The sequence below is a fragment of the Clostridium sp. genome (assembly GCF_051656525.1).
Classification (GTDB): domain Bacteria; phylum Bacillota; class Clostridia; order Clostridiales; family Clostridiaceae; genus Clostridium.
In genome coordinates, this window is the sequence record NZ_JBOGCC010000151.1 from 22,497 (window position 1) to 48,825 (window position 26,329).

The following is a 26,329-nucleotide window of genomic DNA, read 5'->3' on the forward strand; positions in this document are numbered from 1 at the left end:
GAAAAGGATATAATAAGCATAAGAGATTAACTAGAGTAGAGATATGAAAAGAAAGTCAAAATTAACATAATAAATTGAATGTAATTTTTTCAGTATAGAGATTATTAATAGTCTAGATATTTTAGAAGGAGACAAAAGGATGGAATTTAAACACGTATCAGTACTTTTAGATGAATGTATAGAAGGATTAAATATAAAAGAGGACGGTATCTATGTGGATTGTACTTTAGGTGGTGCAGGGCATTCATCTGAAATAATAAAAAGATTGTCAAAAAACGGAACTTTAATTGGAATAGATCAAGATAAAGATGCATTAAAAGCTGCAGGAGAAAGATTAAAGGAATATGATAATAAAAAGTTAGTACATAGCAATTTTTATAGATTAGGAAGCGTTATTGAAGAATTGGGATTAAGTGGAGTAGATGGAATTTTGATGGATTTAGGAGTATCATCTTATCAGTTAGATAATGCAGAAAGAGGATTCAGTTATATGCAAGATGCTCCATTAGATATGAGAATGAACAGAGATGATGAATTTTCAGCATATGATATAGTAAATACCTATTCAGAAGAAGAGTTATGGAAAATAATAAAGGATTATGGGGAAGATAAATTTGCTAAAAGAATAGCAAACTTTATAGTGAAGAGAAGAGAGGAAAAGCCAATAGAGACAACACTAGAATTAGTAGAAGTAATTAAAGATGCAATACCAGCAAGAGCAAGAAGAGAGGGACCACATCCAGCTAAAAGAACATTCCAAGCAATAAGAATAGAAGTTAATAGTGAACTTAAAATTCTTAATAAAACGATTGAGGATGGGGTTAAAAAACTTAATAAGGGTGGAAGAATGTGCATTATAACATTCCATTCATTAGAAGATAGAATAGTTAAACTGAAATTTAGAGAGCTTGCAGATCCATGTACGTGTCCAAAAGAATTTCCTATATGTAATTGTGGGAAGGTTCCAACAGTTAAACTTCTAAAGAGAAAGGCAATAGAGCCAAGTAAAGAAGAAATTGAAGTAAATCCAAGAAGTAGAAGTGCAAAGCTTAGAATAATAGAAAAACTGTAAACTTATGGTATAAAAATAAAAGGGGTTGAATAAAGTGATAGAGAGGGAATTTAAGTATATAAATGGGAACACAGCTGTAAAACCAGAAAGAAAAGTAAAGAGAAATGAGAAAGAATTAAATTATGAGAAGTATCTAAAAGCAAAATTAAAAAGAGAAGCTTTAAGAAAAAAAGAAAAAGCTAAAAAAGGGTTAGCGATAATTCAAGTAGCTATGGTAACTTTAGGTTTAGGTCTTATAACAATTTATAGGAATGCAGAAATATACTCAATGCAAAAGGGAATGGGAGAAGTGAAAAAAGAGATAAATATTTTAAATTCAGAAAATGAAGCAATAAAAGTAGAACTTCTTAAAAATTCATCTTTAAAAAGAATTGAAGAAAATGCAAAGAAAAAAGTAAATATGATAGAAGCAAGTGAAGGAACTAAAGTTAACATAGATTTAACGACTAATCATTTAGGAGAATTAATGAATAATAAGTAAAAGATTAGTGATTAAATGGGGGATTGGGAATTGAAAAAGAGAAATTTTGTAGATAGGGCTCTACAGACAAAAAGGTGTAGGCAGTTTTTTTTAGTAGTAATTCTTATTTTTGCTGCACTATCAATAAGGTTAGCAGCAGTTATGATTTTTCAACATGAAAAATTATCAGCTGGTGCTGAAGAACAATGGACTAGTGAGGTAAGAATAGATGCAAGACGAGGAAAAATATTAGATAGAAATGGTATGGAGCTTGCAGTTTCAGCTAATGTATACAGAGTGGATTTTGACTTGAATACAATAAGAAGATATCTTGAGAATAAAGAATTAAAATTTGAAGATATTTCAGGAAAAATTGCTGAGGCAACTAATATGGAAAATGAAGAAGTTCTTAAAAAATTAAAGACTAAACTACCAAGTGGAAAAAATGCTGGTTCTGCAACTCTTGTAAGAAGAATAGAGAAAGAAAATGCAGATAAAGTAAAGGCATTGAAAATACAAGGAGTTATGGTATCACCAGATACAAAGAGATATTATCCAAATGATAATTTTGCATCTCATGTTTTAGGAAGTACAAATATTGATGGACAAGGACTTACTGGTATAGAACTTCAATATAATAAACAATTATCAGGTGTTCCAGGAATGAAAATTTCAGAAATAGATAAAAGTGGTGGAGATTTACCATATACTATTTCAAAATATACACCGCCTGTAAATGGAAGTGATGTAATACTTACATTGGATGAGAATATTCAATTTTTTGCGGAGAAAGCAGCAGAAAAAGCATTGATTGATCATAAAGCAAAAAATGTTTCTATAACAATATCAAATCCTAAAAATGGAGAAATATTGGCTATGGTTAATAAAAATGATTTTGATCCTAATAAACCATTTGAAGGTGCAGAGAAATTTGATGGGAAAACAGAGTTTGATAAAGTTCAAAAAATGTGGAGAAATAGAGTTGTAAGTGATACATTTGAGCCAGGTTCAATTTTTAAAATTATAACAGCAGCAGCAGCTATGGAAGAAGGACTAGTAAAAGAAACTGAGACATTTGTTTGTACTGGTGGATTAAATTATGGGAAAAGAAGAATTAAATGTTGGAAGACTTCAGGACATGGAACATTAACATTTCCAGAGATAATGCAAAATTCATGTAATGTGGGATTTATGGAACTTGGAAAAAGGGTTGGAAAAGAAAAGTTATATGAATATGCAAGAAAGTTTGGATTAGGTGGGGTAAATGGAATTGATTTACCAGGAGAAGCAAAAGGAATAATGAAGAAACCAGAAAATACATCAGAAACAGATTTAGCAACGATTTCTTTTGGTCAAACCAATACAGCAACACCAATACAATTTACTACAGCCATTAACATAATAGCGAATGGTGGAAAAAGAATACAACCACATATAATGAAAGAAATAACAAGAGAAGATGAGAATGGAGTTAAAATAAATACAGAAACATTTAATGCTATTGAAGAGCAAGTTATCTCGGAAGAAACTGCAGCAAAACTTAGAGAATATCTTGAAAGAGTAGTTCTTTATGGGTCGGGAAAAAATGCGGCGGTAGAAGGATATAGAGTAGCAGGAAAAACGGGAACGGCACAAAAAGTTATTGATGGAAAGTATGCGCCAAATAAGTATGTTTCATCTTTTGTTGGAATGGCACCAGTTGACAATCCTAAAGTAACAATTATGATAACTGTTGATGAACCAAGTAATGGACAGTATTATGGAGGTGCAGTAACAGGGCCAATAGCGAAATTAGTATTTACAGATATATTTAATTATATGGAAAATAGTTTTTCTAAAGAAAATAATTCTGCTATAATAAAGAATGTTATAATTCCAGAGATAAGAGGCAAGAATTTAGATGAGGCAAAAACTATATTAAAAAAAGAGAAAATAGATTATAATATACAAGGAAATGGTGATACTGTAATTGGTGTTAGCCCATATCCAGGATATGCTGTAAAGGAAAATACTAAAATAAATATCTATACTGAGGAAAATAGCACAAAGAAAAATGCCGTTATTATGCCAAATGTTGAAGGATATACAAAAGAATTAGCAAGTAAAGTTTTAAGTGAACTTGGAATTAGTTATAATTTTAATGGTGATGGAACTGTTAGAAAGCAAAGTATTCCAAGTGGGGAGCTTATAAATAAAGGGACAACTGTAGACTTAACTTTAGATTCTTAAATATAGTAAGTTATTATAGCATGTAGGATAGTCTTACATGCTATTTTTAATAAAAAATATGTAATCTTATTAGAAGATGATGCATAAAATTTTAAGAGGAGTTGATTTTAGTGGAACTAAAAAAGCTTTTAAATGGAATAGACTATGAGATAATAAAAGGAGATTTAGAAGGTAAAGTAAGTGATGTAAATTATGATAGTAGAAAAGTAAAGGAAAATAATTTATTTGTTTGTGTAAAAGGATTTACTAGTGATGGACATAAATTTGCAAAAAAAGCTATTGAAGATGGAGCAAAGTATATTATTTGTGAAGATATTATAGAAACAGATGAAGATATTACAATAATAAAGGTTAATGATAGTAGAAAAGCATTAGCTATAGTTGGATCAAATTTTTACGGGAACCCTAAAAAAGACTTGAGAATTATAGGGATTACGGGAACAAATGGAAAAACTACGACTGCTTTTATGATAAAAAAAATATTAGAAAAAGCGAATAAAAAAGTTGGACTTATAGGAACTGTTGCTAACTATATTGGAAATAGAGAAATTCAAACAGAAAGAACAACACCAGAATCTTTAGAATTGCATCAGTTATTTAGAGAAATGGTAGATAATAAAGTAGAGTTTTGTGTTATGGAAATATCATCTCACTCATTAGAATTAGATAGAGTATACGGTATAGAATTTGAAAGTGGTATTTTTACTAATATTACAAGAGATCATTTAGATTTTCATAAAACTTTTGAAAATTATTATAAAGCTAAGTTTAAATTATTTGAAAGATGTAAAGAATCAATAGTAAATATAGATGATGAATATGGAATAAGAGTAGTTGAAGATTTAGATAAAATCGGAAATAAAAATATTACAACATTTTCATTAAAAAATGGAGATGTAGTAGCAAGAAATATAGAAGAAGTAGGTATGGATACAAAGTTTGTAGTTGAAATAGATAATGAAAAAGAACAAATGCTTTTACCTATACCAGGAAATTATAATATATATAATGCTTTAGGAGCTATTATAGCGTGTAAAAATGCAGGGCTAAGCTTAGAAAGTATAAAGATAGGATTAGAAGATGTATCGGTTCCAGGAAGATGCGAAAGAACAGGAAGAGACTTTAATTTACCATATGAAATTTTAATAGATTATGCACATACACCAGATGGGCTGTTAAATATCCTAGAAACTTGTAGAGAGTTTACAAAGGGAAGACTAATATCAGTATTTGGTTGTGGGGGAGATAGAGATAAAGTCAAAAGACCAGAAATGGGTGAAATAGGAACTAGATTTTCAGATGTTGCAATAATAACATCAGATAATCCAAGAACTGAGGATGAAGAAGAAATAATAAAAGATATACTAAATGGAATTAAAAAAGACAATTATATAAAAATTACAAATAGATATGAAGCTATAAAAAAAGCATTAGAAATAGCTAAAAAAGATGATGTTATTTTAATAGCAGGAAAAGGACATGAAACATATCAAATACTTAAAAGTGGAAAAATTCATTTTGATGAAAGAGAAGTTATTGAAGAGATATTAAAGAAAAACTAGAGGTGTTATAAATGGAATTAAGTGTAAAAGAGATAAAAGAATATGCAAAAGGTGAATTCTTAACAAATGTTGTAGAAAAAGAAATAAAAGAATTATCTACAGATACTAGAAAAATTAAAGAAGGAGATGTATTTCTTGCTTTAAAAGGTGCTAATTTTAATGGGAATGAATATATAGAAAAAGCATTTGAACTTGGAGCAGCTGTTTGTATAATTGATGAAGTACTATTTGATGTAGAAAAATACAAAGATAAAGTAATAATTAAAGTAGAAGATACAAAGAAAGCATTATTAGATATAGCTAATGGGTATAGAGAAAAGCTTAAAATTAAAGTGATTGGAATAACAGGTTCTACAGGAAAAACAAGTACAAAAGATTTAACAACAGCATTTTTAAGTGGTAAATATAAAGTATTTAAAACAAAAGGTAACTTTAATAATGAAATAGGAATGCCACTTATGATATTACAATTAGATAGTTCATATGATATTGCTGTTTTAGAAATGGGAATGAGCGATTTTAATGAAATTCATAATTTAGTTAAATGTGCAAAGCCAGATATAGCATTAATAACTAATATTGGAATATCTCATATAGAAAATTTAAAAACAAGAGATAATATTTTAAAAGCTAAGATGGAAATTACAGATTTCTTTACTGAAAAAAATACTTTAATAGTAAATGCTGAAGATGATAAACTTGTAGGAATAAAAGACAATGGGTATGAAGTTGTTAAAGTTGGGTATAATTCAAAATATGAATGTTATGCAACAGATATAAATGCAAGCTTAGAAAAAACAGAATTTACTCTAAATTACAAAGGTGAAAAAACTAGAATATCATTAGATATGGTAGGAAAGCATAATGTTTTAAATGCATTACTTGGAATAGAAGCTGGATTTAAATTAGGTTTAACAATTGAAGAAATGAAAAAAGGGCTTTCAAACTTAGAGGCTACATCTATGAGATTAGAATTTATAGATGGGAAAACTGTTAATATAATAAATGATTGTTACAATGCAAGTCCAGATTCAATGAGAGCAGGATTAGATGTTTTAAAAATGAAAGATGGTAGAAAGGTAGCAATACTTGGAACGATGTTACAACTAGGTGACGAAGGACACAAAGCGCATAGAGAAGTTGGTGAATATGCAAATAATATAGTTGATTTATTAATTGTAACTGGTGATTTTAAAGAAGATTTCAAAGAAGGCTTTGAAAAAGATAGCATAAAATTATATAATACTAAAGTAAACCTTATAGAAGACTTGAAAAATGTTATAAAAGAAAATGATAATATATTAGTAAAAGCTTCAAGAGGCGAAAAATATGAAGATATAGTAAGAGAGTTAAAAAATATCTAATTAAACAAAGGAGGTGAGCTACTAGAAATTAACTAGTAGCAAGAAGATTATGGGGGATTTATCAAATTTAATTAGCCCAACTATGCTATTTGCATTAGGAACGGGGCTGATAGTCTCGTTAATATTAGGACCAGTATTCATACCATTATTACACAAGTTTAAATTTGGCCAAAATATAAGAGAAGATGGGCCACAAAGTCACTTGAAAAAAGCTGGAACACCAACTATGGGAGGAATAATATTTATTATTTCTATAATAATAGTAATGGTGTCTATGAGATATAAGATATCTTCTGAAGGAATGATAATTCTTTATTCAATGGTTGCATTTGGATTTATCGGATTACTAGATGATATGCTAAAGATTATTCACAGGAATAATTTAGGTCTTAGAGCATGGCAGAAAATGGTTTTGTTACTTCTTTTCTCAATTGCAATGGCATACTATGCATATGTTCATGTAGGAACAACAATAAGCATACCATTTACATCATTACATCTTAACTTAGGATTAATATATATTCCACTTGTAATAGTTTATTATGCAGCAACAACTAATGCAGTAAATCTAACAGATGGATTAGATGGTCTTGCAACTACAGTAACAATTATAGTATTAATATTCTTTACTATAGTTTCTGTAAAAGAAGGAAAAAAGGATATAGCAGTATTTTGTATTGGGCTTATAGGAGCTCTTCTAGGGTTCTTAAAATATAATAAATTTAAAGCAAAGATTTTTATGGGAGATACAGGATCACTTGCATTAGGTGGAGCTATAGGAAGTATTGCTTTATTATTAAAAATGCCATTAATAGTAATTATTGTTGGTGGAATTTATGTGTTTGAAGCTGCCTCTGTTATAATTCAAGTTATTTCATTTAAGACGAGAGGGAAAAGAGTGTTCAAAATGGCACCTGCACATCATCACTTTGAACAGTTAGGTTGGAGTGAAGTAAAGGTAGTAACAGTATTTTCATTAATAACAATAGTACTTTGTATAATAGGATATATTTCACTTTAGGGTAAAAATAGTGGAGGATTTTAAATGAGAGGGAGAAAACTTAGTAAAAAAAGAAAAATAAAAGAACCTATTGATATTTGGTTATTAGCAATAACTGTAACATTATTATCAATTGGAGTAGTTATGGTATATTCCGCAAGTTCTTATTTTTCAATGTTTGATAGCAACGATAGTACCGTGTTTTTTAAAAAACAGTTTATGTGGGCAATACTTGGAATAATTGCATTACTTATAATGACTAAAATTGATTATCATAATTTTAGAAATAAAAAGTTAATGTATATTTTATATAGTGTGACAATAGTCTTACTTCTAGCGGTATTTGCATTTCCAGCAACAAAGGGAGCACAGAGATGGATTAAGCTTCCAGGAATATCTTTTCAACCATCAGAGCTTGCTAAATATACGGTAGTATTATTTTTAGCATATAAGTTGACTAAGATGGGAAAAAAGGTAAAGAATTTTTGGAAAGGTGTAATACCAGTTCTTGGATATGCAGGGCTTATTGCAGGAGTTATATTAAGTCAAAAGAATTTAAGTATAGCAGCAGTAACTATGATGGTATCATTTGCAATGGTATATATATCAGGAGCTAAATTTAAACATATGTTTGGAGTAATTGCACCAGCATTAGCTAGTGCAGCAATATTATTTACAGTAAGCTCTGATTATAGGTATGCAAGGCTTATGAATTTTACAAATCCTTGGGCAGATCCAGCAGGAAATGGATATCAACTTATTCAATCCTTATATGCATTAGGATCGGGAGGAATAACTGGGCTTGGTCTTGGGCAATCAAGACAAAAAACAATGTATATGCCAGAGCCACATAATGATTTTATATTTTCTATAATAGGTGAAGAGCTTGGTTATATTGGATGTTTAGTTATAATAGCATTATTTATTTTCTTTATATGGAGAGGAATAAAAATTTCTATGGAAGCTAAAGATAGCTATGGTTCATTAATTGCAATAGGAATAACAGCTATTATAGGAATCCAATGTTTAATTAATATTGCTGTTGTAACTGGTTCTATGCCAGTTACAGGGGTGCCACTTCCTTTTATAAGCTATGGAGGATCATCTTTAGTTATAAATTTAGCGGCCGTAGGTATTCTATTAAATATATCAAGACAAAAAAGTAAAGAAGCATAAATTTAAAAGTCTTATAGAGGAGGTTCCTTTATAAGACTTTTAATTTTAAATAAAAAATAAAATATGGATATTTTTTTAATATATTATTAATTAAATAGTAATGAAAAAAATATGTAAAGATGATATTATATTAAAGAGAGAATAAAAAATAGGGGATTTATGAGAGATGACAAAAAAATATGGGCAAATGAAAAAGCAAAAAAAAGGTAATACTTTTTTAAGGGGGATTTGTATTTTTTCTTTTTTATTAATGGGGTTAGTTTTGATTTTAACAAAGTCAACTTTTTTGAATGTAAAAAAAGTTGTAGTTGAGGGTGAAAACTTGGCATTGAAGGAGAGTCTAGAGGAAAAAGGTGAAATTTTTTTAGAACAAAATTTACTGTTTATAAAACCAAATGAGGTAGAAAAGAAAATTATGGAGAATCCATATGTTCAAAAAGTTACTATTTCTAAAAAACTTCCAAACACTATAAAAGTGAATGTTGAAGAAAGTGATATTGCATTTTATACTGGTAAGGGAAAAAATGCCTATATATTAAGCAGCACATTAAGAGTTTTAGAAAAAAACAATAATGGAAACTTAAATAAAGATATTAAAAATCTTGTTGAAATAGTAGGAATTAATAAAAAAGATATTAAGCCTGGAGATTATTTAGTTCAAACAGAGGAAAAAATTATTGAAGGTGTATGTGAAGATATTTATAAAATAAAAAAGGTAAATAAAACAAAACATAATATATCAAAAGTAGATTTTTCAAATTTATCTAGAATAAAGGTTTGGATTGGATTAGTTGAAATAAAAGTTGGAGATGGGTCAGATTTTATTAGAAAAATAAATGACTCTTTAAATATACTTGAAGATAAAACATTAAAAATGGAAAGTGGGTATATTGACTTAAGTTTTAATGGAACTCCTATAATTAATAGAGATATAAAAGGGGAATTTTAAATGAGAAGGGTTGTTTCGCAAGTATCTATAGCTATAGTATGTATAATACTTGGATTTTTATTAACACATCAGTTAAAAATTTTAACAAAAAAAGATGAGAATAATTATAATAAAAATGATATGATTACACAGATAGAAGGATTAAAGAAACAAAAGGATGAATTAGAGAAAACAAATACAAATTTAAATGTAAAATTAAAAGAGCTTGAAGATGCAGCAACTAAAAATGGAGATGTAGGATTAGAGGTTAAAAATAGATTAGATACAGCTAGAATGATATTAGGACTTGTAGATGTAGAAGGTCAGGGAGTAGAAATAACAATAACTCCCAAAACATCTATGTTTTCATCGAATAATGAACTTGGAAGTAGTTTGGTTACTGAAGAAGAGATTGTTCATATAGTTAATCTTTTAAGATTTACAAAAGCAGAGGCAATTTCTATAAATGGGTATAGGCTAACACCACAAACAGGGATAAAGAATTCTAAAAATTACATTTGGATTGGAAATGCCGGACAAATTAGTCCAGAACAAAAAATAACTATAAAAGCAATTGGAGATAAAGCAAGATTAAAGGTTGCTTTAAATTTTCCAGGTGGAATAGATTACGGAGCATTACAAAACTATGATTGTATTGTTGAAGAAAAAGACAAAATTACAATTGAGAAAACTACTCAGAATTTAAAAACAGATTATTTAAATGGAATAAAAGAGGAGGAGAAGAAGTAATGGTTCCAATAATTGGATTGATGATAGGTGTTTTTTTAGGATTTGCACTGGACATAAATATATCAGATAAATATTCACCATATATGTCCGTTGCAATACTTGCATGTTTGGATTCTGTATTTGGAGCAGTTAGAGCAAATTTATCTAAGAATTTTAGAACAGATATATTTGTTTCTGGTTTTTTTGGGAATGCTCTACTTGCAGCAGGGCTTGCTTATTTAGGTGATAGATTAGGAATTCCAATTTATATAGCTGCTGTAATAGTTTTTGGTGGTAGAATATTTGATAACTTTGCAACCATAAGAAGGCTTTTATTAGAAAAGCTTCGAGGTAGATAGGTAAAGGGTATGAAAAATATGAGAGGGAAAATAATTATTTTTATTTTATCAATATTCTTAGGTGTATTAATTTCATTAAATTCAAATTTTGATGGGATTAAAAAATATTTTTCATTAAGTTATAGAGAATATAATGATGCAGCATTAGAAAGAAATTCATTATATAAAGAGATTGCAAGCTTAACAAAAACAAATAAGGCTATAGAAGAGATTATAGGATCTTATAAAGGAAATGATGAGAATGAAGAAGATGTATTAGATCTTATGAGAGAGCAGATAAATCATTATGGGTTACTTGATGGGAGTGAATCGGTTGAAGGTAGTGGTATTAAAGTAACAATTAATGATGGGGATATTCATAATAAGGATAATACAAATTTAGAAATATCAAATAAAATTTTTCATGATAGAGATGTACAATTAGTTATAAATGAGTTCCGTAAGGCAGGAGCAGAAGCGATAATGGTTAATAATTATAGGCTTCTTCCAAACTCTGGACTTTCATGTAATGGACCATTTATAATATTCGAAGATGATCATACTGAATATGCACCATTTAATTTTTATGTAATTGGAAATCCTGAAGAGCTTGAAGCTGCTATTCTTTCAGAAGAAAGCCATATAAGACAATTACAGCTAAGAGAATTAGATATAAAGATTGAAAAAAAGGATAAAATAAAAATGCCAGCTAGAGTAAATGTTAGAAAAAATAAATATATGCAAGGAATTGTAGAAAAATAAGAAAAAATTGAATAAAATTTACTTATAAATAAAGGGATTTAGGGTTTTATAGAGAATATATAATTAAGGGTCATAAACTATGGAGGCTTATGTATGAGTATAAAAGAAAATATATTTAAAATAAAAGAAGAAATAGGGGATGATGTAAAGTTATTAGTTGTATCTAAAACAAGAACTTTAGAAGAGATGGAAGAAGCTTATGAAATTGGTGAAAGAGATTTTGCTGAGAATAAAGTTCAAGAATTAGTATATAAAGAAGAAAATTTTCATGATGATGTAAATTGGCATCTTATAGGGAAACTTCAAACTAATAAGGTGAAGTATATAGTTGGAAAAGTAAGTTTAATACATTCATTATCTAGTATAAAGTTATTGCAAATGATAGAAAAAAAATTTGGAGAAGAAGAGAAAATAGCAAATGTTTTAATCCAAATAAATATAGGTAGAGAAGAAGCAAAAAGTGGAATACTAGAAGAAGAGTTAGAAGACTTAATAAAAGAAGTAGAACAATGTAATTTTGTAAAAGTAAAAGGTTTAATGGTTATCATTCCACAAGGAGATGAAGAATCAAATAGAATGTACTTTAGAAGAACAAAAAAAATATTTGATGCATTAAAAGAAAGAAGTTTTAAAAATATAGTTATGGAAACACTTTCAATGGGAATGACACATGATTATAAAATAGCCATAGAAGAAGGAGCTAATACTGTCCGTGTTGGAACTGGAATATTTGGTGAAAGAGATTATAGTAAATAGGAGGAATAAAAAATGGCAAACATGGTTTCAAAAATGAAGAACTTTTTCGGATTAGGGGATGAAGATGAGGATATAGAAGAATACGGAGAAGAATACGGGGAAAATGAATTAGCAACTGAAGAGGAAGCGTATGAAGAGAATGGACCTGTTATAATTGGTGGAGGTAGAAGAGATAAGGTTGTTAATATTCATAATAATGTAGCAGCTAAAGTATTAATAACAAAGCCAACATCATATGAAGAGTCAATGGAAATTTGTGATGCTTTAACAAATAGAAGAATTGTTGTTATAAATACAGCAAACTTAGAAAATAAAACAGCAAGAAGATTATTAGACTTTATTAGTGGTGCATCATATGCTTTAAAAGGTGATTTCCAAGAGATTGATAAAGGTGTATATATTCTTTCACCATCAAATGTGGAAGTAACTAATGAGTTAAAAAGTGAATTAACGTCAAAAGCATTATTTAACTGGAGTAAATAGGCAGATAATGTTTATGAAAAAAGAAGATTTTTTAAAAAATTTTAAAGAAGAAGATAAATCTGAAGTAATTTCAATTTATGATAAATTGAAATTAGCTTTAGATAAAGATATACCATTATTTACGACAGAATTTTACACACCTAATATATGGAAGGCTTTAGAGGAGAAAATCAAAATAAAAGATTTTAAGATAGAATCTTTTGGGATATTCAATGATGCAGAGAGAAAAGTGATAAGTTTTAATAATATCTATAATATTGAGTATCCTATAAAGATTGTAAGAATAAAGAATAAATCTAAGTTTAAAGATTTGACTCATAAAGATTATTTAGGAAGTTTAATGAATTTAGGAATAAAAAGAAGTAAAATGGGAGATTTGATTGTAGAAGATAACTTTTGCTATGTTTGTGTTTTAGAAGATATTGCAAACTATATAAAAATAAATTTAGTTAAAGTATCTAGTTCAAGTTGCGAAGTAGATATTTTAGAAGAGGACTTAAATGTAAATCATAATTTTAATGAAGAAATAATTACAGTCCAATCGATAAGATTGGATTCAATAGTTTCTAAAATAACAAAAAAATCTAGAAGTATAGCAGAAGACTTAATATCAAATGGAAGTGTTTTGGTTAATTATTCAACATTTAGAGATAAAAGTAAGGAAATTAAAAAAGATGATAGAATTACAATTAGAAAATATGGGAAATATATATTAGGTGATGTAAAAGGAAATAGTAAAAGTGGAAAATTAAAAGTAGTTATAAAAAAATATACATAAGAGGTGTAGAAAAATGAAATTAACTCCAATGGATATAAACAATAAGGAATTTAAAAAGGGATTAAGAGGATATAGTCCTGATGAAGTAGATGAATTCTTAGATGAAGTAATTGAGAATTATGAAGAATTATTTAAAGAAAATTCTAAAATGAAAGAAAGAATAACAGTTTTAAGTGAGCAAGTAGATCATTATGCAAAAATAGAAAGTACAATACAAAATACTCTTTTATTAGCACAAAATGCAGCAGATCAAGCAAAAGAAAGTTCACAAAAAGAAGCTGAACTTATTGTAAAAAATGCTAACGAAACAGCTCAAAAAATAGTTGATAAAGCTCATAATGATGTAATTCAAATAAATGATGAGTTTGATAAAATAAAACAAGAGTTCATTAAATTCAGAGCAAAATTTAGAAACTTTATGAATACTCAATTAGAGACTTTTGATGATTTAGAAAAAGATTTAAATAAAAGTTATTCAATAGTAGCGCCAGTTGATGATTTTATGGCAAAAGAACCATCTTATGTAGAAGAAAAGCAAGTTAATGAATCTGTAGAAACAGATAACTTAGATGAAATAAAAAGCTTTTTTGCAAGTGAAGCAGAATAAGATAAAAGTAAGGTTGACATTTTAAAATAAATGTCAACCTTTTATAGTGTTATTGTTATAAAACGTGTATTATATTATAATTGAGAGAGAAAACGAGGTGTAAGAAATGGAAGAAAAACTTTTTGTAATAAATGAAGAAAATAAAGGAACAAGAATAGATAAATTCATAACAGAAGTTATGGAAGGTAAATCAAGATCGTACATACAAAATATGATAGAAGAAGGCTTTGTATTAGTTAATGATAAGACTGTAAAAAGTAATTATAAATTAAGAGATAGAGATGTAGTAAAAACTAGTATAAAAGAGCCAGTTGAATTAGAAGTGAAAAAAGAAGATATAGATATAGATATTATTTATGAAGATAAGGATATTATTGTTGTAAATAAAGCTAAAGGAATGGTTGTACATCCTGCGCCAGGAAATTATGAAGGAACTTTAGTAAATGCATTATTATATCATTGTACTGATTTATCAAGTATAAATGGAGTAATAAGACCTGGAATAGTTCACAGAATTGATAAGGATACAACCGGGGTTTTAGTAGTAGCTAAAAATGATGAAGCTCATGTAAAGTTGTCAGAGCAATTAAAAGACCATAGTGTTAAGAGAGAATACTATGCCTTAGTTGAAGGAAGAATAGCTAAAGATAAAGGAACAATAGATAGACCTTTAAAAAGAAGTAAAAAAGATAGACTTAAAATAGCAATTGTAGAAGATGGAAAAAGAGCAGTAACACATTATGAGGTTATTGAAAGATTTAAAAATACAACTCTTGTAAAATGCATACTAGAAACTGGAAGAACACATCAAATAAGAGTGCACATGTCATCTATAGGATATCCATTAGTAGGAGATCCGTTATATGGGTATAAAAAACAAAAGTTTAAAGATGATGGACAGATGCTACATGCAAAAGTATTAGGTTTTATTCATCCAGGAACAGGAGAGTATATGGAATTCTCTACAGAGTTACCTGAAAATTATAAAGTTTTATTAGAGAATTTAAGAAAAGATAATGTTTAGGAGGAGTAAAGATTGAAGTTAAAAGCTAATTTATTAGATGATAAAGCTATAAAAAGAAGTTTAATAAGAATATCACATGAAATTATTGAAAGAAATAAAGGTGTAGAAGATTTAGTTTTAGTTGGTATAAAAAGAAGAGGTTATCCATTAGCTAAGAGAATTTCAAAGCAAATTGAAAAAATAGAAGGAATAAAAGTAGAAGTTGGCTATGTGGATATTACTCTTTACAGAGATGACTTAACTACTAATTTAGAAAAGCCAAATTTTAAAGGTACTGACTTAGGAGTAAATATAAAAGATAAAAAAGTAATATTAGTAGACGATGTATTATATACTTGTAGAACTGTTAGAGCGGCTATAGATGCAATTATAGATGTTGGAAGACCGATTGGTATACAACTAGCAGTTTTGATAGATAGAGGGCACAAAGAACTTCCTATAAGAGCAGATTATGTAGGAAAGAATATTCCAACATCAAAAGAAGAGGTAATTGGAGTTAAAATAGAGGAATTTGACGGAGAAGACTCAGTTAAAATATACGAGAAAGAATAAAAGGAGAAATGTATGGACTATAATTTAATAGCAACAACAACCTTTGGAATAGAAGGAATTACAGCAAAGGAACTTAGAGTTTTAGGATATGAAAATTTAAAATCAGAAAATGGAAAAGTATTCTTTAAGGGTAATGAAAGAGATATAGCAAGAGCTAACATTCATTTAAGAACAGCAGAGCGAGTTCTTATAAATATGGCAGAATTTGAAGCTAGAAGCTTTGAAGAGTTATTCCAAGGAACTAAAAAAGTAAAATGGCATGAATTAATTCCTCAAAATGGAATGATGCATGTAACCGGAAAATCAATAAAATCAACACTTTATTCAGTACCGGACTGTCAGTCAATAGTAAAAAAAGCTATAATAACAAGTATGACAGAAGCTTATGGAACTACAGAGTTTCCAGAAGATGGACCAATTTATAAAATAGAAGTTGCTATATTAAAAGATAAGGTAACTTTAAGTATAGACACTTCAGGAATAGGACTTCATAGAAGAGGATATAGAGAAAACTCAGGTGTAGCGCCATTAAAAGAAACATTAGCAGCTGCAATGGTACTTCTTTCAAGATGGAAGAAAGAATATACATTAGTAGATCCATTTTGTGGTTCAGGTACAATTCTAATTGAAGCTTGTATGATAATGCAAAATATAGCACCAGGACTTAAAAGAAGATTTGTTTGTGAAACATGGCCAACTTTTGATAAAGAAGTAGTTACAAAGGTTCGTGAAGAAGCTAAAAATGCAATAAAAGATGAAGAATTAGATATTATAGGATACGATATAGATAAATGGGTACTTAAAACTGCTAAAAACAATGCAATAAAAGCTGGTGTAGATAAATGGGTTAAGTTCCAAGAAAATAACTTCTATAAATTCTCTAATAAACATAAATACGGATTTATAATCTCGAATCCACCATATGGTGAAAGATTAAGTGAAAAAGAAGATGTTGAAATGTTAAACAGAAAATTTGGAAGACTTAAAAGAGAGTATGATACTTGGGAATTTAATATACTTACAGCTTATGAAAACTTCTATAAGACTTTTGGGGTTAAAGAAAGTAAAAATAGAAAATTATATAATGGAAAGCTTAGATGTTACTACTATCAATATTTCCATAATGATAAAATTAAAAATTCAGGAGATACTGTTATACAATGTTTAATTAAGCAAAATTAAAATATAAATTTTAAAAAAAGCCTAAGTGATTTTACCTTAGGCTTTTTGGTTTATAATTTTTGTATTTTAAGACTATTAAAATCACTAGGTTCAGTATAGAGAGTCCAGTTTGTGTGATAAATGACCATACCCATTTTAGAACCAGTTGGTTTTTTTAAGTTTTTTACAAAGGTATAATCAACAGGTACCTTTGTTCCAGTTTTAGCTTTGCTGTAATAAGCGGCTATAACAGAAGCCTCTTCAAGAGTCTTATCTAAAAGTTCATCAGTACAAAGAATTACATGAGAGCCTGGAACATCTTTAGCATGCATCCAAATCCAACTTTTTTTAGCAAATTTAAGACTTAAGTAATCATTTTGAATATTATTTTTTCCAACATAAATATCTATACCTTCAGATGAGATAAAGTGAAGTGGTTTAGATTTTTTATTGTTAGTCTTTTTTAATTTTTTAAATTTTAAATATCCTGTTTCCATAAGTTCAGATTTGATTTCATCAATTTCACCATAATCTTCAATATTATGAAGGTTTGTTAAAACTGAATTTAAATAATGTAATTCTGCCTCGTTTTTTTGAAGTTGGATTAAAGCTTCTTCTTCTCCTTTTTTCATTTTATTATATTTTTTATAATAGTTTTGAACGTTTTGAGATGGACTTTTATTTACTTTTAAAGGAATAGTAATGTCCTCTAAATTTTCAGAATAAAAGTTTTGTAGTGTAATTTCCTTCATACCTTCTTTTATTGAATAAATATAAGAGGTTAAAAGATCACCATATATTTTGAATTTTTCTTTTTCCTTAGCATCTTCTATTTGTTTAGTTAAGATTCTCTCTTTTTTTAAACATCTTTCAATATTTGTAGTTATAAATCTTGATAAATCATTTGATTTGTTATGAAGTCTATCTTGTTTATCTTTCTTGAAATAAAAATCTTCAATTAAAACTCCAGCATTATCATAAGGGATATAATTAAATCCTTCAAACTTTATAGAGTGGAAGTCTTTAAAATTTCCATTTGAATCGGTAAAAATATAAAATTCTTTAGAGTTTTTAAGTTCTAAAAATATATTTATACAGAAATTAAATAGCTCATTTGTATCTTTAAAATCTATTTTTTTGTCTAAGAGTCTTTTTGTAAGTTCATGAGATAAAGGCTTACTAACTCCTACAAAAATGTCAGAAAAAAAGTTTTCATTTAAACTTTCTAAAGTATTTACAAATGGAGTAAATTCATCTAAAGTAAATTTATAAGGATTTAACTTTTGAGATTTTGGTGGATATACGTAAGAAGTTCCAGGATATAGAACTCTAAAAGTATTTATATCAGGAGTTATATGTTTTATAGACTCCATGACCTTATTATCTCTTTTTCTAACAAGAGTAATATTTGAGTGTCTTCCCATAATTTCTACAATAAGTGAATACTGACTGTTAAATCCAAGCTCATCATTAGAAGATATAAGAATTTCAACTATTCTATCTCCATCTACTTGAGTAATATCTAAGATTGTACCTGATATAAGATACTTTCTAAGAACCATTGTAAAAAGTGGTGCCGTTAAAGGATTATCCTTTTGAATGTTAGTAAGATGAATTCTAGAAAATCTAGGAGAAGCTGAAATTAATAATTTTAAATTTTTACGATTTTTACGTATAGTTAAGATTATTTCATCTTTTTCAGGTTGATTTATTTTATCTATTTTTCCATCTATTAAACATTCTTTTAAATTAGAAACTAAACTATTTAAAAAAATTCCATCTAATGCCATAATATTATCCTTCTTTCTTATTTGAATATATAAAGATAGTATAACATTAGATAGAATGATTTATCAATAAAAGTACTGTGAGGGATGAAAATGAATTTTGTAAAAATGCATGGAATAGGAAATGATTTCATAATAATAGAAGATTTGGAGAATAAAATAAAAGATGAAAGTGAACTTTCAAAAAAAGTTTGTCATAGAAGATTTGGTATTGGAGCAGATGGACTAGTATTAGTTAGAAAATCAAACTTCTGTGATATTCAAATGGTTATTATAAATAGTGATGGTTCAAGACCAAATATGTGTGGAAATGCAATAAGATGTTTTAGTAAATATGTTTATGACAAAGGAATAGTAAAAAATAGTAACTTTTCTGTAGAAACAGGAGATGGCAGAAAAGATATTATTTTAACTAGAGAAAAAGATAAAGTTACAGGAATTAGAGTATTTATGGGAAAAGAATCTTTTGCTGGTGAAGATATAAAGCTAAAGGATTCTTTAAAAGAACTTATTAATTATAAAATAACTATAAAAGATAATGATATAGAACTAAATTCAGTATTAGTTGGAGTACCTCATACTATAGTAATAGATAATGAGGATAAACTAGATACTGAATTTGGACAAAATATAGAGAAATTAGATTTATTTAAAGAGGGAACAAATGTAAATTTTATAAAGGTAATAGATAAAGACAATATTGTAGTTAGAACATGGGAGCGTGGAGCAGGTGCTACTTTAGCTTGTGGAACAGGTGCATGTGCTAGTGTAAAAATGTTAAATAAACTAGGTATAATAAGAGAGAATGTTCTAGTTAAATTACCAGGTGGAGAATTAAAGATAGAATTAAAACCAGAGGGAATATATATGATAGGACCAGCAGAGTATATATGCAAGGGTGAATTATTATAGAAGGAATAGAGAATGAAAAGAAGTAAAAAGATTTTTTTAGTTTTAGGGGTTATATGTAGTGGAATTGTATTATTTGGATGTGCTGAAAAGGAAAAGGTAGAATGTTTTAAAAAAGTGGAAGTTTTAGAAGGTGCATTAATAGAAAAAGATAAAGAGGAGTTTTATAATTTAAATTTAAATGGTGAGAGATATGTAAAAGGAAATGAAAAATTTGCTATTTTAGAAGATACATTAAAAAGCCAGTTAATATTTGAAAATGGGAAACATTATATTTTGTATAATGGAGAAAAATTAGAGATTCCAAGTGAAAATTATAATAATTTAAATTTATCTACAGATGGTAAATATTTAGCATATATGGTGTATAAAGATGGGTATAATTTGAAAATTTTAGATTTAGAGAAAAATCTAGAAAGAAATTTAGACTTGAAGGTAAGTATATCTGGAACTTTTTTTGATTTTATAAGTAATAATACTCTGGTTTATTATGGTGTATCAGAAGATAATAAAAATGGAATATTTACTTATAATTTAGAAACTAATAAAGAAGAACTTCAGTATGAAGTGCCAGAAGGATATATTGAATTTTTAAAGGGTAATAAAGATGAAATAATCTTTTTAGAAGAGGGAGAAGAGAAAAAGGCATTAAAAAAATTTATATTAAAAGATAAAAAAATAGAAATCATAAGAGAAGATATAACTTTTATTTATGATATTATAAAAATTAAGGATGAATACTTTCTTTTAGGTAATGTAAAAGAGAAGGGTGAATCTTTGTATAAAATAAATAAAAATAATGAAATTGAAAGAATAGTATATGACTTTCCAAAGAAAATAGATATGAAAAAAGGTCTAAGTATGACAAATGAAAATAATATTTTATTTATAGGAGAGAATATGGATTCTAAAGAAAATGATGTTTATGAATATAAGGATGAAGAAATAAAATTAATTACTGAAAATGAAGGAATATATAATTTTGTAAAAAAGACTAGATTTTAAAATTTAGTCTTTTTTTTATTTAAAAAAATGTATATTTTCAAGGGAAGTGACAAGAATTTAAATAAAGGAGTGATGCTATGAAAGAAATGATAAAAAATATAGATTTTAAGCAGATAGATAAATTAACTTTAGAAAAGTGCATGGAGTTAGAAGTTATACCTATTGAGATAGAAAAGAAAGTAATAATTCTATGTAAGTATATAGATGAAGAAGCTAAAGAAACTATAAGATTAATTTTTGATGAAATAAAAATTAAAATTATTACTGAAGAAGAATTTGAAGAGATTAAAAAAGTTATATTTATAAATAATAAAAATTTAGAATCAGAGATTATTGGAAAAGCTATAGCTGAGGGAGTAAGTGATATACACTGTGAAATAGAAAAAACAGGAGTAAATATAAAATATAGAATAGATGGATTACTAAATATAAGGTATAAAATATCAAAAGAAGTTTATAATAAATTTTTATCACGAATAAAAATAAAAAGTAATTTAGATATTGCAGAGAAAAGAAGACCACAGGATGGAAAATTTAAATATGAAACTTTAGGAAAAGAAGTGAATTTAAGAGTATCAGTTATAAACACTATAAATGGTGAGAAATTAGTAATAAGAATATTAAGAGATGCACTTATTAGAGAAGATTATAGGGATTTAATAAGTATAGAAAAACAAAAGGAAGTTTTAAATAAAATAGTTAAAAGAAAAAACGGATTAGTAATTATAAATGGGCCAACTGGATCTGGTAAATCTACAACATTATATTCAATATTAGAAATAAGCAAAAAGGAAAATGTGAATATTACAACAATAGAGGACCCTGTAGAAGTTTCTATTGAAGGAATTACACAAATTCAACTTAATTCAGAAATTGGACTAGACTTTTCAGTAGCATTAAAATCAGTTTTAAGACAAGACCCAGATATAATAATGGTTGGTGAAATAAGAGATAAAGAAACAGCTAAGATAGCGGTGAGAGCATCTATAACAGGACATAAAGTATATACAACAGTACATTCAATTTCAGGAAGAGAAGTTTTGTATAGATTAAAAGATTTAGATATTGATGAAGGATTATTAAAACAAGCTCTTGTAGGAATAGTTTCACAAAAACTTATACGAAAGTTATGTAATAGTTGCAGAGAAAAGATAAATGTAAGTTTAAAAGGTGAGAATTTAATAGTCTACGAAAAAAAGGGGTGTAAGGCTTGTAATTATTCTGGAAATAAGGGAAGAACATTAGTTACTCAAATATATAAATTAGATAGAAATTTTGACTTTTTAGAAATTGAAAAAAATAAGGAGCATTTTTCAAATAAAGAAATGAAGGATGTTGCATTTGAATATTTGAGAAGTGGACATATAGGTTATTCAGATTACTTAGAATTTATTGAAGAACAGGAGGGATAAATGAAAAGAAAAGTCTCATATAAAGATATTGGAATTATAAGCTATAATTTATCAAAACTTTATAAGGATGGAATAAGAATAGTAAAAGCTTTTGAATTATTAAATGGGATACCATTAAAGAAAAATTATAAGGATAGCTTGAAAGAAATAAAAAATAGTATAGAAAAAGGAAATGGAATTAGTGAAAGTTTTAATTTATTTAAAGACTTATATCCAAGCTTTTTTATTAAAATGCTAAAAATAGGTGAAGAAACAGGAAAATTAGAAAAAGTATTAAAAAGCTTAGCTAAATATTATAAAAGTAGAGAGGAATATAAGCAGAAGGTTATAGAAAGCTTAATATATCCCTGCTTAACAGCAATCTGCCTAATACTAGCAATGCTTACAATGTTTTATTTTCTTATTCCAATGATAAAAGATGTAATATTTGATATAGAAAAGCTACCTATGGTTACAAGGATTGGAATTGGGATATCTAATTTTTTAGTTGAAAATAAAATAATAGGAGCTTTATATATGATAGTTCTAATTATAGTGTTTCCAAGTGTTATTTGGTATTTAAAAAAAGAAGAGATAATGAGAATTTTAAAGAAAAAATTAAAACTTCTTGAAAAAAGAGAAGAGTATAGAATCCTTTTAGGAATAGGCTTATTAATAGAAAGTGGAGTAAATATAAAAATAGGAATTGATTATTTAATAGAGTCAGAAAAAGGAGAAAATAAAGAGATATATGTAATTTTTAGAGATGAATTAGAAAAAGGAATAACTATTGAAAAAGCATTAAGAAAAACAAAAAAAATAAGTGATTATTCATTAGCAATTATAAATATAGGAGAAGAAAGTGGAAATTTAGACAGAAGAGTAAATAAGCTTGTAGAAGAATTAAATAAAGATAATAAACAAGCAATGGGAAAAATTGTAGCTTCAATACAACCAATAGTAATAGGCGTAGTAGGATTTTTCTTTGTACTATTTGTTTTAGTATTTATTCTACCAATAATAAAGGATATTTATGGAGGAATAAACTAATGAAGAAGAAGGGTTTTACAATGATTGAAATGATGATAGTATGTACTATTTTAATTATTAGTTTAGGAACATTACAAATTAGTGGGTACTATATAAAGGATTATAAGATAAAAGTAATAGAAGAGGGATTTTTAAATGAGGTTTATAGTCTTATAAATTATGGAAGAGAAAAATGTATTTATAAACAAAGTCAAGGTGAAATAAGACACTTAAAAACAGCAAAAGAAATAGTATTTGATACTAATGGAATAGAAGATGATGTAACAATAAAAATTCCTAAAGAAATTACATACGAAACACTTACGAAGTTAAAAATTAATAGTACAGGAGATTTAACTGCTATGAGTTTAAATTGGAATGGAAAGGAAACAGGTAATGTGTATAGATTAAGTATTGGTGTAGGAATAAATATGATACGGGTATATGTAAATGAAGAAGAAAGATGGTAATTCATTAATTGAGGTTATTGTAGCGATGTCAATAATTATTATGGCATTAGGATTTTTTGGTATAGGAGTAAATAGATTTTCAATATTAACTAATAAAAAGAAGGAAAAAGAAAGAATAGAAAATATTTTAGAAATAATAGAAAAAGAAATAAAATATGAAACGAGTCTTTGTGAGATAGGAGAAAAATTTAGGTTTAATAATAGTATATTTTTTAAAGGAGAAAATTCTTTTGAAAAAGAAATATTAACTAGTAATATATTAGATTTAGCTAATCATGAAGATGGGAAGATAGAACTACAAAAGGAAGGGGAAATAAGAGCTGGATTAAAGCTAAAAATTATATATAAGGAAAGAGATTATGAGAAAAAATTTGAAAAGGAAAAATGGATGGAAATGCAAGGGGTATACACTAATTGAAGTTATGATTGCTATGAGTATATCATTATCAATGATTCTTATTATAGGTAAAGGGATTATTGAAATAGAAAAATTAACAGGTGTAATATATGAAGATAATCTTAAAGAAAATTTGGTGAAAACTATAAAAATCAATTTACATGAGTATTTAACAAGAAGTAATAACATGTTTTATAATGTAGAAAATGGAAAATTGCAAATATATATAAAGTCAGGAGATAAGGAACTTAAAGATGAAATATATTCGAATGGAAAAGAGTTAAGCATAAAATATTTTAGAGATGGAGGAGATTATGAGAAAACTATATGTCATAATATTAAAAAGTTTGAAATTATCAAAAAAAAGAGAATTGTATACTTAAATATTCAAGTGGGAGATGAAGAGTTTTATGTATGTCTCTAAAAGAAAAGGAAATATCACTATAATTTCTAGTAGTTTTTTAATAATAGCAATAATATTTTTTTGTGGAATATATAAAACTATAAAATATAGTTTATATAAAATGGAAGATATAACGATTTATAGAAGTGGACTTGAATTTGAAGAAAAAAGAGAAACAGTTTTAAAAATATTGCAAGAGTATTCAAATTCTATAGAAATGAAAGAAGGGCAAGTATATGAGTATAAAAATAGGCCAGTAGAGGTTGAGTTGTACCAAAAATATGCAATAATGAATCTAAAAATTAGCTATAAAGGAAATGTTGGAACAATAGAATTTTTAAATAAAGCAGTAGGAGCAGAAAAGATAGAAAAGACAGAGGTATTTAGAGAAAAACTTAAGCTATGTAGTTGTGAAGAAAGAAGTTGTACTTTTAATAGAGAAGAGGTAATTTTAATTCCGCAAAAGGAGGTTAGATAGAATGTTTAAGAGAAAAATTATTTTGATTAATGGTAATGAGATATTATTTGGAAAAGAAAAAATACCCTATGAGAATTTATGTAAAATAGTAAAAATAAAAGAAAAGTTCAATGTAGTTGTTTTAAATAAAAATATGGTCTTTAGAGAAATTGAAGTAGAAAATAAATTAGATATATATAAATTTATAGAGAAGGAATTTTTAGAATATAATAATCAGCATTTAATTCACTATGAAAAAATAAATGGCCGAAAGAAAGTTATTATATATGCAATTAGAAGTAGTAGAATCATAGAAAATATAACCAGTAAATTTATTAATGCTAGAATAATTCCAATAGAGGTCTTTATTAAAAATATTTTAAGAAAAGATGGAAGATATAATATTAGATATTTAGAGAATGAATATGAAGTTTGGATAAATAATGGAATTCTATATTCAGGAATAAAAAATGATGAAAATATTATAAAGGGAAATCTTATAATTAATAGACAAGGTGGAGAAGTTTTTTATGAAAGAGGGAATGTATAAGAATTTTATATCAAAAGAAAATTATTTAAAAAAGCAAAAAGAAAAAAACAAGAAAGAAGGATCATTAATATTGGTGATTTTTGTAATTAATATAGTTATGTCTTTCAGATTTTTTAAAATATTTTCTGAGAACAAAGAGAAAGTTAGTGCTATAAATACTAATGGAGTTATTGAATATAGTAAAAAAGAAAGTTTAGTTAACTGTATTAATGTATTAAATGAAAGAGTAAAAGAAGCTAATATAAATAATGGAAAAGGAACTGTATTAATTAATCTTAGAGATGTTAATGAAATGTTAAAAAAATTAGCAGTTGAAGATATAGAAATTAATAAAGAAAGGGATGAAGCAAAGCTAAGAATTACTGAGGTGAGAGATGATAGATAAAAATAAAATATGTATAGTCCTTATGGGAATGATGTTTTTTCAAACTATATATATTATGAAGAATAGCAAAAAAGAAATTGTTGAAGTTAAAAAAGAAAAAAAGACTATGTCTTTAATGTATAAAGATTTAGAAGTAAATGAAAGAATAGGGATTCTAGGGATAAAAGAAAGCAATAGTGGACCAATAGGGAAAGTCGAACTAGAAGGAAATAAAAATGAAATAATTGAAAATATAGATAAATTAAAAAACTATAATATAAAAGATTATACTATTATTTTTAATGATGGAAATTTTAAAATTAATATTGAGATAAAATAAAAGTATAAAAAATGCAAAAAGGTGAAACAATATAAATGAATTAAAAGTTAAATAGGCAATTATAAACTATCAAAAAAGAAAATATCTAATAAATAAAACTACTTAGCAATTGCAATTAAGTTAGGATTTTGATAAAATATCATTGTTATGTCAGAAGAAACCAAAATATGATTATAATTGATATATAATATGTTATTGGATTTGAATTTATACTTTTGGAGGGATATTTTATGATATCAGCAGGAG

30 protein-coding genes are annotated in these 26,329 nt (G+C 26.9%); 29 read left to right on the forward strand and 1 reads right to left on the reverse strand.

Annotation, left to right across the window (positions count from 1 at the left end; all coding sequences use genetic code 11):
* The first annotated feature begins 139 nt into the window (after nt 1-139).
* The 18 genes from rsmH to ACRDDY_RS07760 all read left to right on the forward strand — a co-directional run bounded on the left by rsmH (nt 140) and on the right by ACRDDY_RS07760 (nt 17,002).
* Nucleotides 140-1,072, forward strand: a complete 933-nt coding sequence (gene rsmH / locus ACRDDY_RS07675; protein WP_438564360.1) for a 16S rRNA (cytosine(1402)-N(4))-methyltransferase RsmH — start codon at nt 140-142, stop codon at nt 1,070-1,072.
* 34 nt (nt 1,073-1,106) lie between these two features.
* Nucleotides 1,107-1,553 carry a septum formation initiator family protein gene (locus ACRDDY_RS07680; RefSeq protein ID WP_438564361.1) on the forward strand — a complete coding sequence of 149 codons (447 nt, stop codon included), beginning with the start codon at nt 1,107-1,109 and terminating at the stop codon, nt 1,551-1,553.
* A gap of 30 nt (nt 1,554-1,583) precedes the next feature.
* Nucleotides 1,584-3,761, forward strand: coding sequence for a stage V sporulation protein D (locus ACRDDY_RS07685; protein WP_438564362.1), 2,178 nt, complete (start codon nt 1,584-1,586; stop codon nt 3,759-3,761).
* Nucleotides 3,762-3,871: 110 nt separating this feature from the next.
* Nucleotides 3,872-5,323, forward strand: coding sequence for a UDP-N-acetylmuramoyl-L-alanyl-D-glutamate--2,6-diaminopimelate ligase (locus ACRDDY_RS07690; protein ID WP_438564363.1), 1,452 nt, complete (start codon nt 3,872-3,874; stop codon nt 5,321-5,323).
* A gap of 11 nt (nt 5,324-5,334) precedes the next feature.
* Nucleotides 5,335-6,687, forward strand: coding sequence for a UDP-N-acetylmuramoyl-tripeptide--D-alanyl-D-alanine ligase (locus ACRDDY_RS07695; protein WP_438564364.1), 1,353 nt, complete (start codon nt 5,335-5,337; stop codon nt 6,685-6,687).
* Nucleotides 6,688-6,736: 49 nt separating this feature from the next.
* Nucleotides 6,737-7,708, forward strand: coding sequence for a phospho-N-acetylmuramoyl-pentapeptide-transferase (gene mraY / locus ACRDDY_RS07700; RefSeq protein WP_438564365.1), 972 nt, complete (start codon nt 6,737-6,739; stop codon nt 7,706-7,708).
* A gap of 24 nt (nt 7,709-7,732) precedes the next feature.
* Complete coding sequence (gene spoVE / locus ACRDDY_RS07705; protein WP_438564366.1) at nt 7,733-8,863, forward strand: stage V sporulation protein E; 1,131 nt, start codon at nt 7,733-7,735, stop codon at nt 8,861-8,863.
* Nucleotides 8,864-9,029: 166 nt separating this feature from the next.
* Nucleotides 9,030-9,812 carry a cell division protein FtsQ/DivIB gene (locus ACRDDY_RS07710; protein WP_438564367.1) on the forward strand — a complete coding sequence of 261 codons (783 nt, stop codon included), beginning with the start codon at nt 9,030-9,032 and terminating at the stop codon, nt 9,810-9,812.
* Nucleotides 9,813-10,541, forward strand: a complete 729-nt coding sequence (locus ACRDDY_RS07715; RefSeq protein ID WP_438564368.1) for a DUF881 domain-containing protein — start codon at nt 9,813-9,815, stop codon at nt 10,539-10,541.
* Entirely contained in the window at nt 10,541-10,879 is a 339-nt protein-coding gene (locus tag ACRDDY_RS07720; RefSeq protein ID WP_438564369.1) for a small basic family protein, read from the forward strand. The genes ACRDDY_RS07715 and ACRDDY_RS07720 overlap by 1 nt, the downstream gene beginning before the upstream one ends.
* A 9-nt stretch (nt 10,880-10,888) precedes the next feature.
* Complete coding sequence (locus tag ACRDDY_RS07725; RefSeq protein ID WP_438564370.1) at nt 10,889-11,620, forward strand: DUF881 domain-containing protein; 732 nt, start codon at nt 10,889-10,891, stop codon at nt 11,618-11,620.
* A 93-nt stretch (nt 11,621-11,713) separates the two neighbouring features.
* Complete coding sequence (locus ACRDDY_RS07730) at nt 11,714-12,376, forward strand: YggS family pyridoxal phosphate-dependent enzyme (RefSeq protein WP_438564371.1); 663 nt, start codon at nt 11,714-11,716, stop codon at nt 12,374-12,376.
* A 12-nt stretch (nt 12,377-12,388) separates the two neighbouring features.
* Entirely contained in the window at nt 12,389-12,859 is a 471-nt protein-coding gene (locus ACRDDY_RS07735; protein ID WP_438564372.1) for a cell division protein SepF, read from the forward strand.
* A gap of 13 nt (nt 12,860-12,872) precedes the next feature.
* Entirely contained in the window at nt 12,873-13,637 is a 765-nt protein-coding gene (locus ACRDDY_RS07740) for an RNA-binding protein (protein WP_438564373.1), read from the forward strand.
* 13 nt (nt 13,638-13,650) lie between these two features.
* On the forward strand, nt 13,651-14,244 hold the full coding sequence (locus ACRDDY_RS07745) for a DivIVA domain-containing protein (protein ID WP_438564374.1): 594 nt from the start codon (nt 13,651-13,653) through the stop codon (nt 14,242-14,244).
* A gap of 106 nt (nt 14,245-14,350) precedes the next feature.
* Nucleotides 14,351-15,268, forward strand: coding sequence for an RluA family pseudouridine synthase (locus ACRDDY_RS07750; RefSeq protein ID WP_438564375.1), 918 nt, complete (start codon nt 14,351-14,353; stop codon nt 15,266-15,268).
* 12 nt (nt 15,269-15,280) lie between these two features.
* Nucleotides 15,281-15,820 carry a bifunctional pyr operon transcriptional regulator/uracil phosphoribosyltransferase PyrR gene (pyrR, locus tag ACRDDY_RS07755; RefSeq protein WP_438564376.1) on the forward strand — a complete coding sequence of 180 codons (540 nt, stop codon included), beginning with the start codon at nt 15,281-15,283 and terminating at the stop codon, nt 15,818-15,820.
* Between the two features lie 12 nt (nt 15,821-15,832).
* Nucleotides 15,833-17,002, forward strand: coding sequence for a THUMP domain-containing class I SAM-dependent RNA methyltransferase (locus ACRDDY_RS07760; RefSeq protein ID WP_438564377.1), 1,170 nt, complete (start codon nt 15,833-15,835; stop codon nt 17,000-17,002).
* Between the two features lie 50 nt (nt 17,003-17,052).
* On the opposite strand, the gene ACRDDY_RS07765 is transcribed toward ACRDDY_RS07760, so the two are convergent.
* Entirely contained in the window at nt 17,053-18,771 is a 1,719-nt protein-coding gene (locus ACRDDY_RS07765) for an Rqc2 family fibronectin-binding protein (protein WP_438564378.1), read from the reverse strand.
* 90 nt (nt 18,772-18,861) lie between these two features.
* Here ACRDDY_RS07765 and dapF point away from each other — a divergent pair, with 90 nt between their 5' ends.
* From dapF to ACRDDY_RS07820, 11 genes are all read left to right on the forward strand, one after another.
* Nucleotides 18,862-19,680, forward strand: a complete 819-nt coding sequence (gene dapF, locus ACRDDY_RS07770) for a diaminopimelate epimerase (RefSeq protein ID WP_438564379.1) — start codon at nt 18,862-18,864, stop codon at nt 19,678-19,680.
* Nucleotides 19,681-19,692: 12 nt separating this feature from the next.
* Complete coding sequence (locus ACRDDY_RS07775; protein WP_438564380.1) at nt 19,693-20,682, forward strand: hypothetical protein; 990 nt, start codon at nt 19,693-19,695, stop codon at nt 20,680-20,682.
* Nucleotides 20,683-20,759: 77 nt separating this feature from the next.
* Nucleotides 20,760-22,094, forward strand: a complete 1,335-nt coding sequence (locus tag ACRDDY_RS07780) for a GspE/PulE family protein (RefSeq protein ID WP_438564381.1) — start codon at nt 20,760-20,762, stop codon at nt 22,092-22,094.
* Nucleotides 22,095-23,123: a type II secretion system F family protein gene (locus ACRDDY_RS07785; protein ID WP_438564382.1), complete on the forward strand. Its 1,029-nt coding sequence runs from the start codon at nt 22,095-22,097 to the stop codon at nt 23,121-23,123.
* Nucleotides 23,123-23,572 carry a prepilin-type N-terminal cleavage/methylation domain-containing protein gene (locus tag ACRDDY_RS07790; protein ID WP_438564383.1) on the forward strand — a complete coding sequence of 150 codons (450 nt, stop codon included), beginning with the start codon at nt 23,123-23,125 and terminating at the stop codon, nt 23,570-23,572. Before ACRDDY_RS07785 ends, ACRDDY_RS07790 begins: the two co-directional genes overlap by 1 nt.
* Nucleotides 23,553-23,990 (forward strand): type II secretion system protein, encoded by a 438-nt coding sequence (locus ACRDDY_RS07795; protein WP_438564384.1) that lies wholly within the window; start codon nt 23,553-23,555, stop codon nt 23,988-23,990. The genes ACRDDY_RS07790 and ACRDDY_RS07795 overlap by 20 nt, the downstream gene beginning before the upstream one ends.
* Complete coding sequence (locus ACRDDY_RS07800; RefSeq protein ID WP_438564385.1) at nt 23,932-24,393, forward strand: type IV pilus modification PilV family protein; 462 nt, start codon at nt 23,932-23,934, stop codon at nt 24,391-24,393. The genes ACRDDY_RS07795 and ACRDDY_RS07800 overlap by 59 nt, the downstream gene beginning before the upstream one ends.
* A complete protein-coding gene (locus ACRDDY_RS07805) occupies nt 24,380-24,850 on the forward strand; it encodes a hypothetical protein (protein WP_438564386.1) in 471 nt (156 codons plus the stop codon). Before ACRDDY_RS07800 ends, ACRDDY_RS07805 begins: the two co-directional genes overlap by 14 nt.
* A 1-nt stretch (nt 24,851) precedes the next feature.
* Nucleotides 24,852-25,379, forward strand: coding sequence for a hypothetical protein (locus ACRDDY_RS07810; protein WP_438564387.1), 528 nt, complete (start codon nt 24,852-24,854; stop codon nt 25,377-25,379).
* On the forward strand, nt 25,360-25,764 hold the full coding sequence (locus ACRDDY_RS07815) for a hypothetical protein (protein WP_438564388.1): 405 nt from the start codon (nt 25,360-25,362) through the stop codon (nt 25,762-25,764). The genes ACRDDY_RS07810 and ACRDDY_RS07815 overlap by 20 nt, the downstream gene beginning before the upstream one ends.
* Nucleotides 25,754-26,083, forward strand: a complete 330-nt coding sequence (locus ACRDDY_RS07820) for a hypothetical protein (RefSeq protein ID WP_438564389.1) — start codon at nt 25,754-25,756, stop codon at nt 26,081-26,083. The genes ACRDDY_RS07815 and ACRDDY_RS07820 overlap by 11 nt, the downstream gene beginning before the upstream one ends.
* The last annotated feature ends 246 nt before the right edge of the window (nt 26,084-26,329 follow it).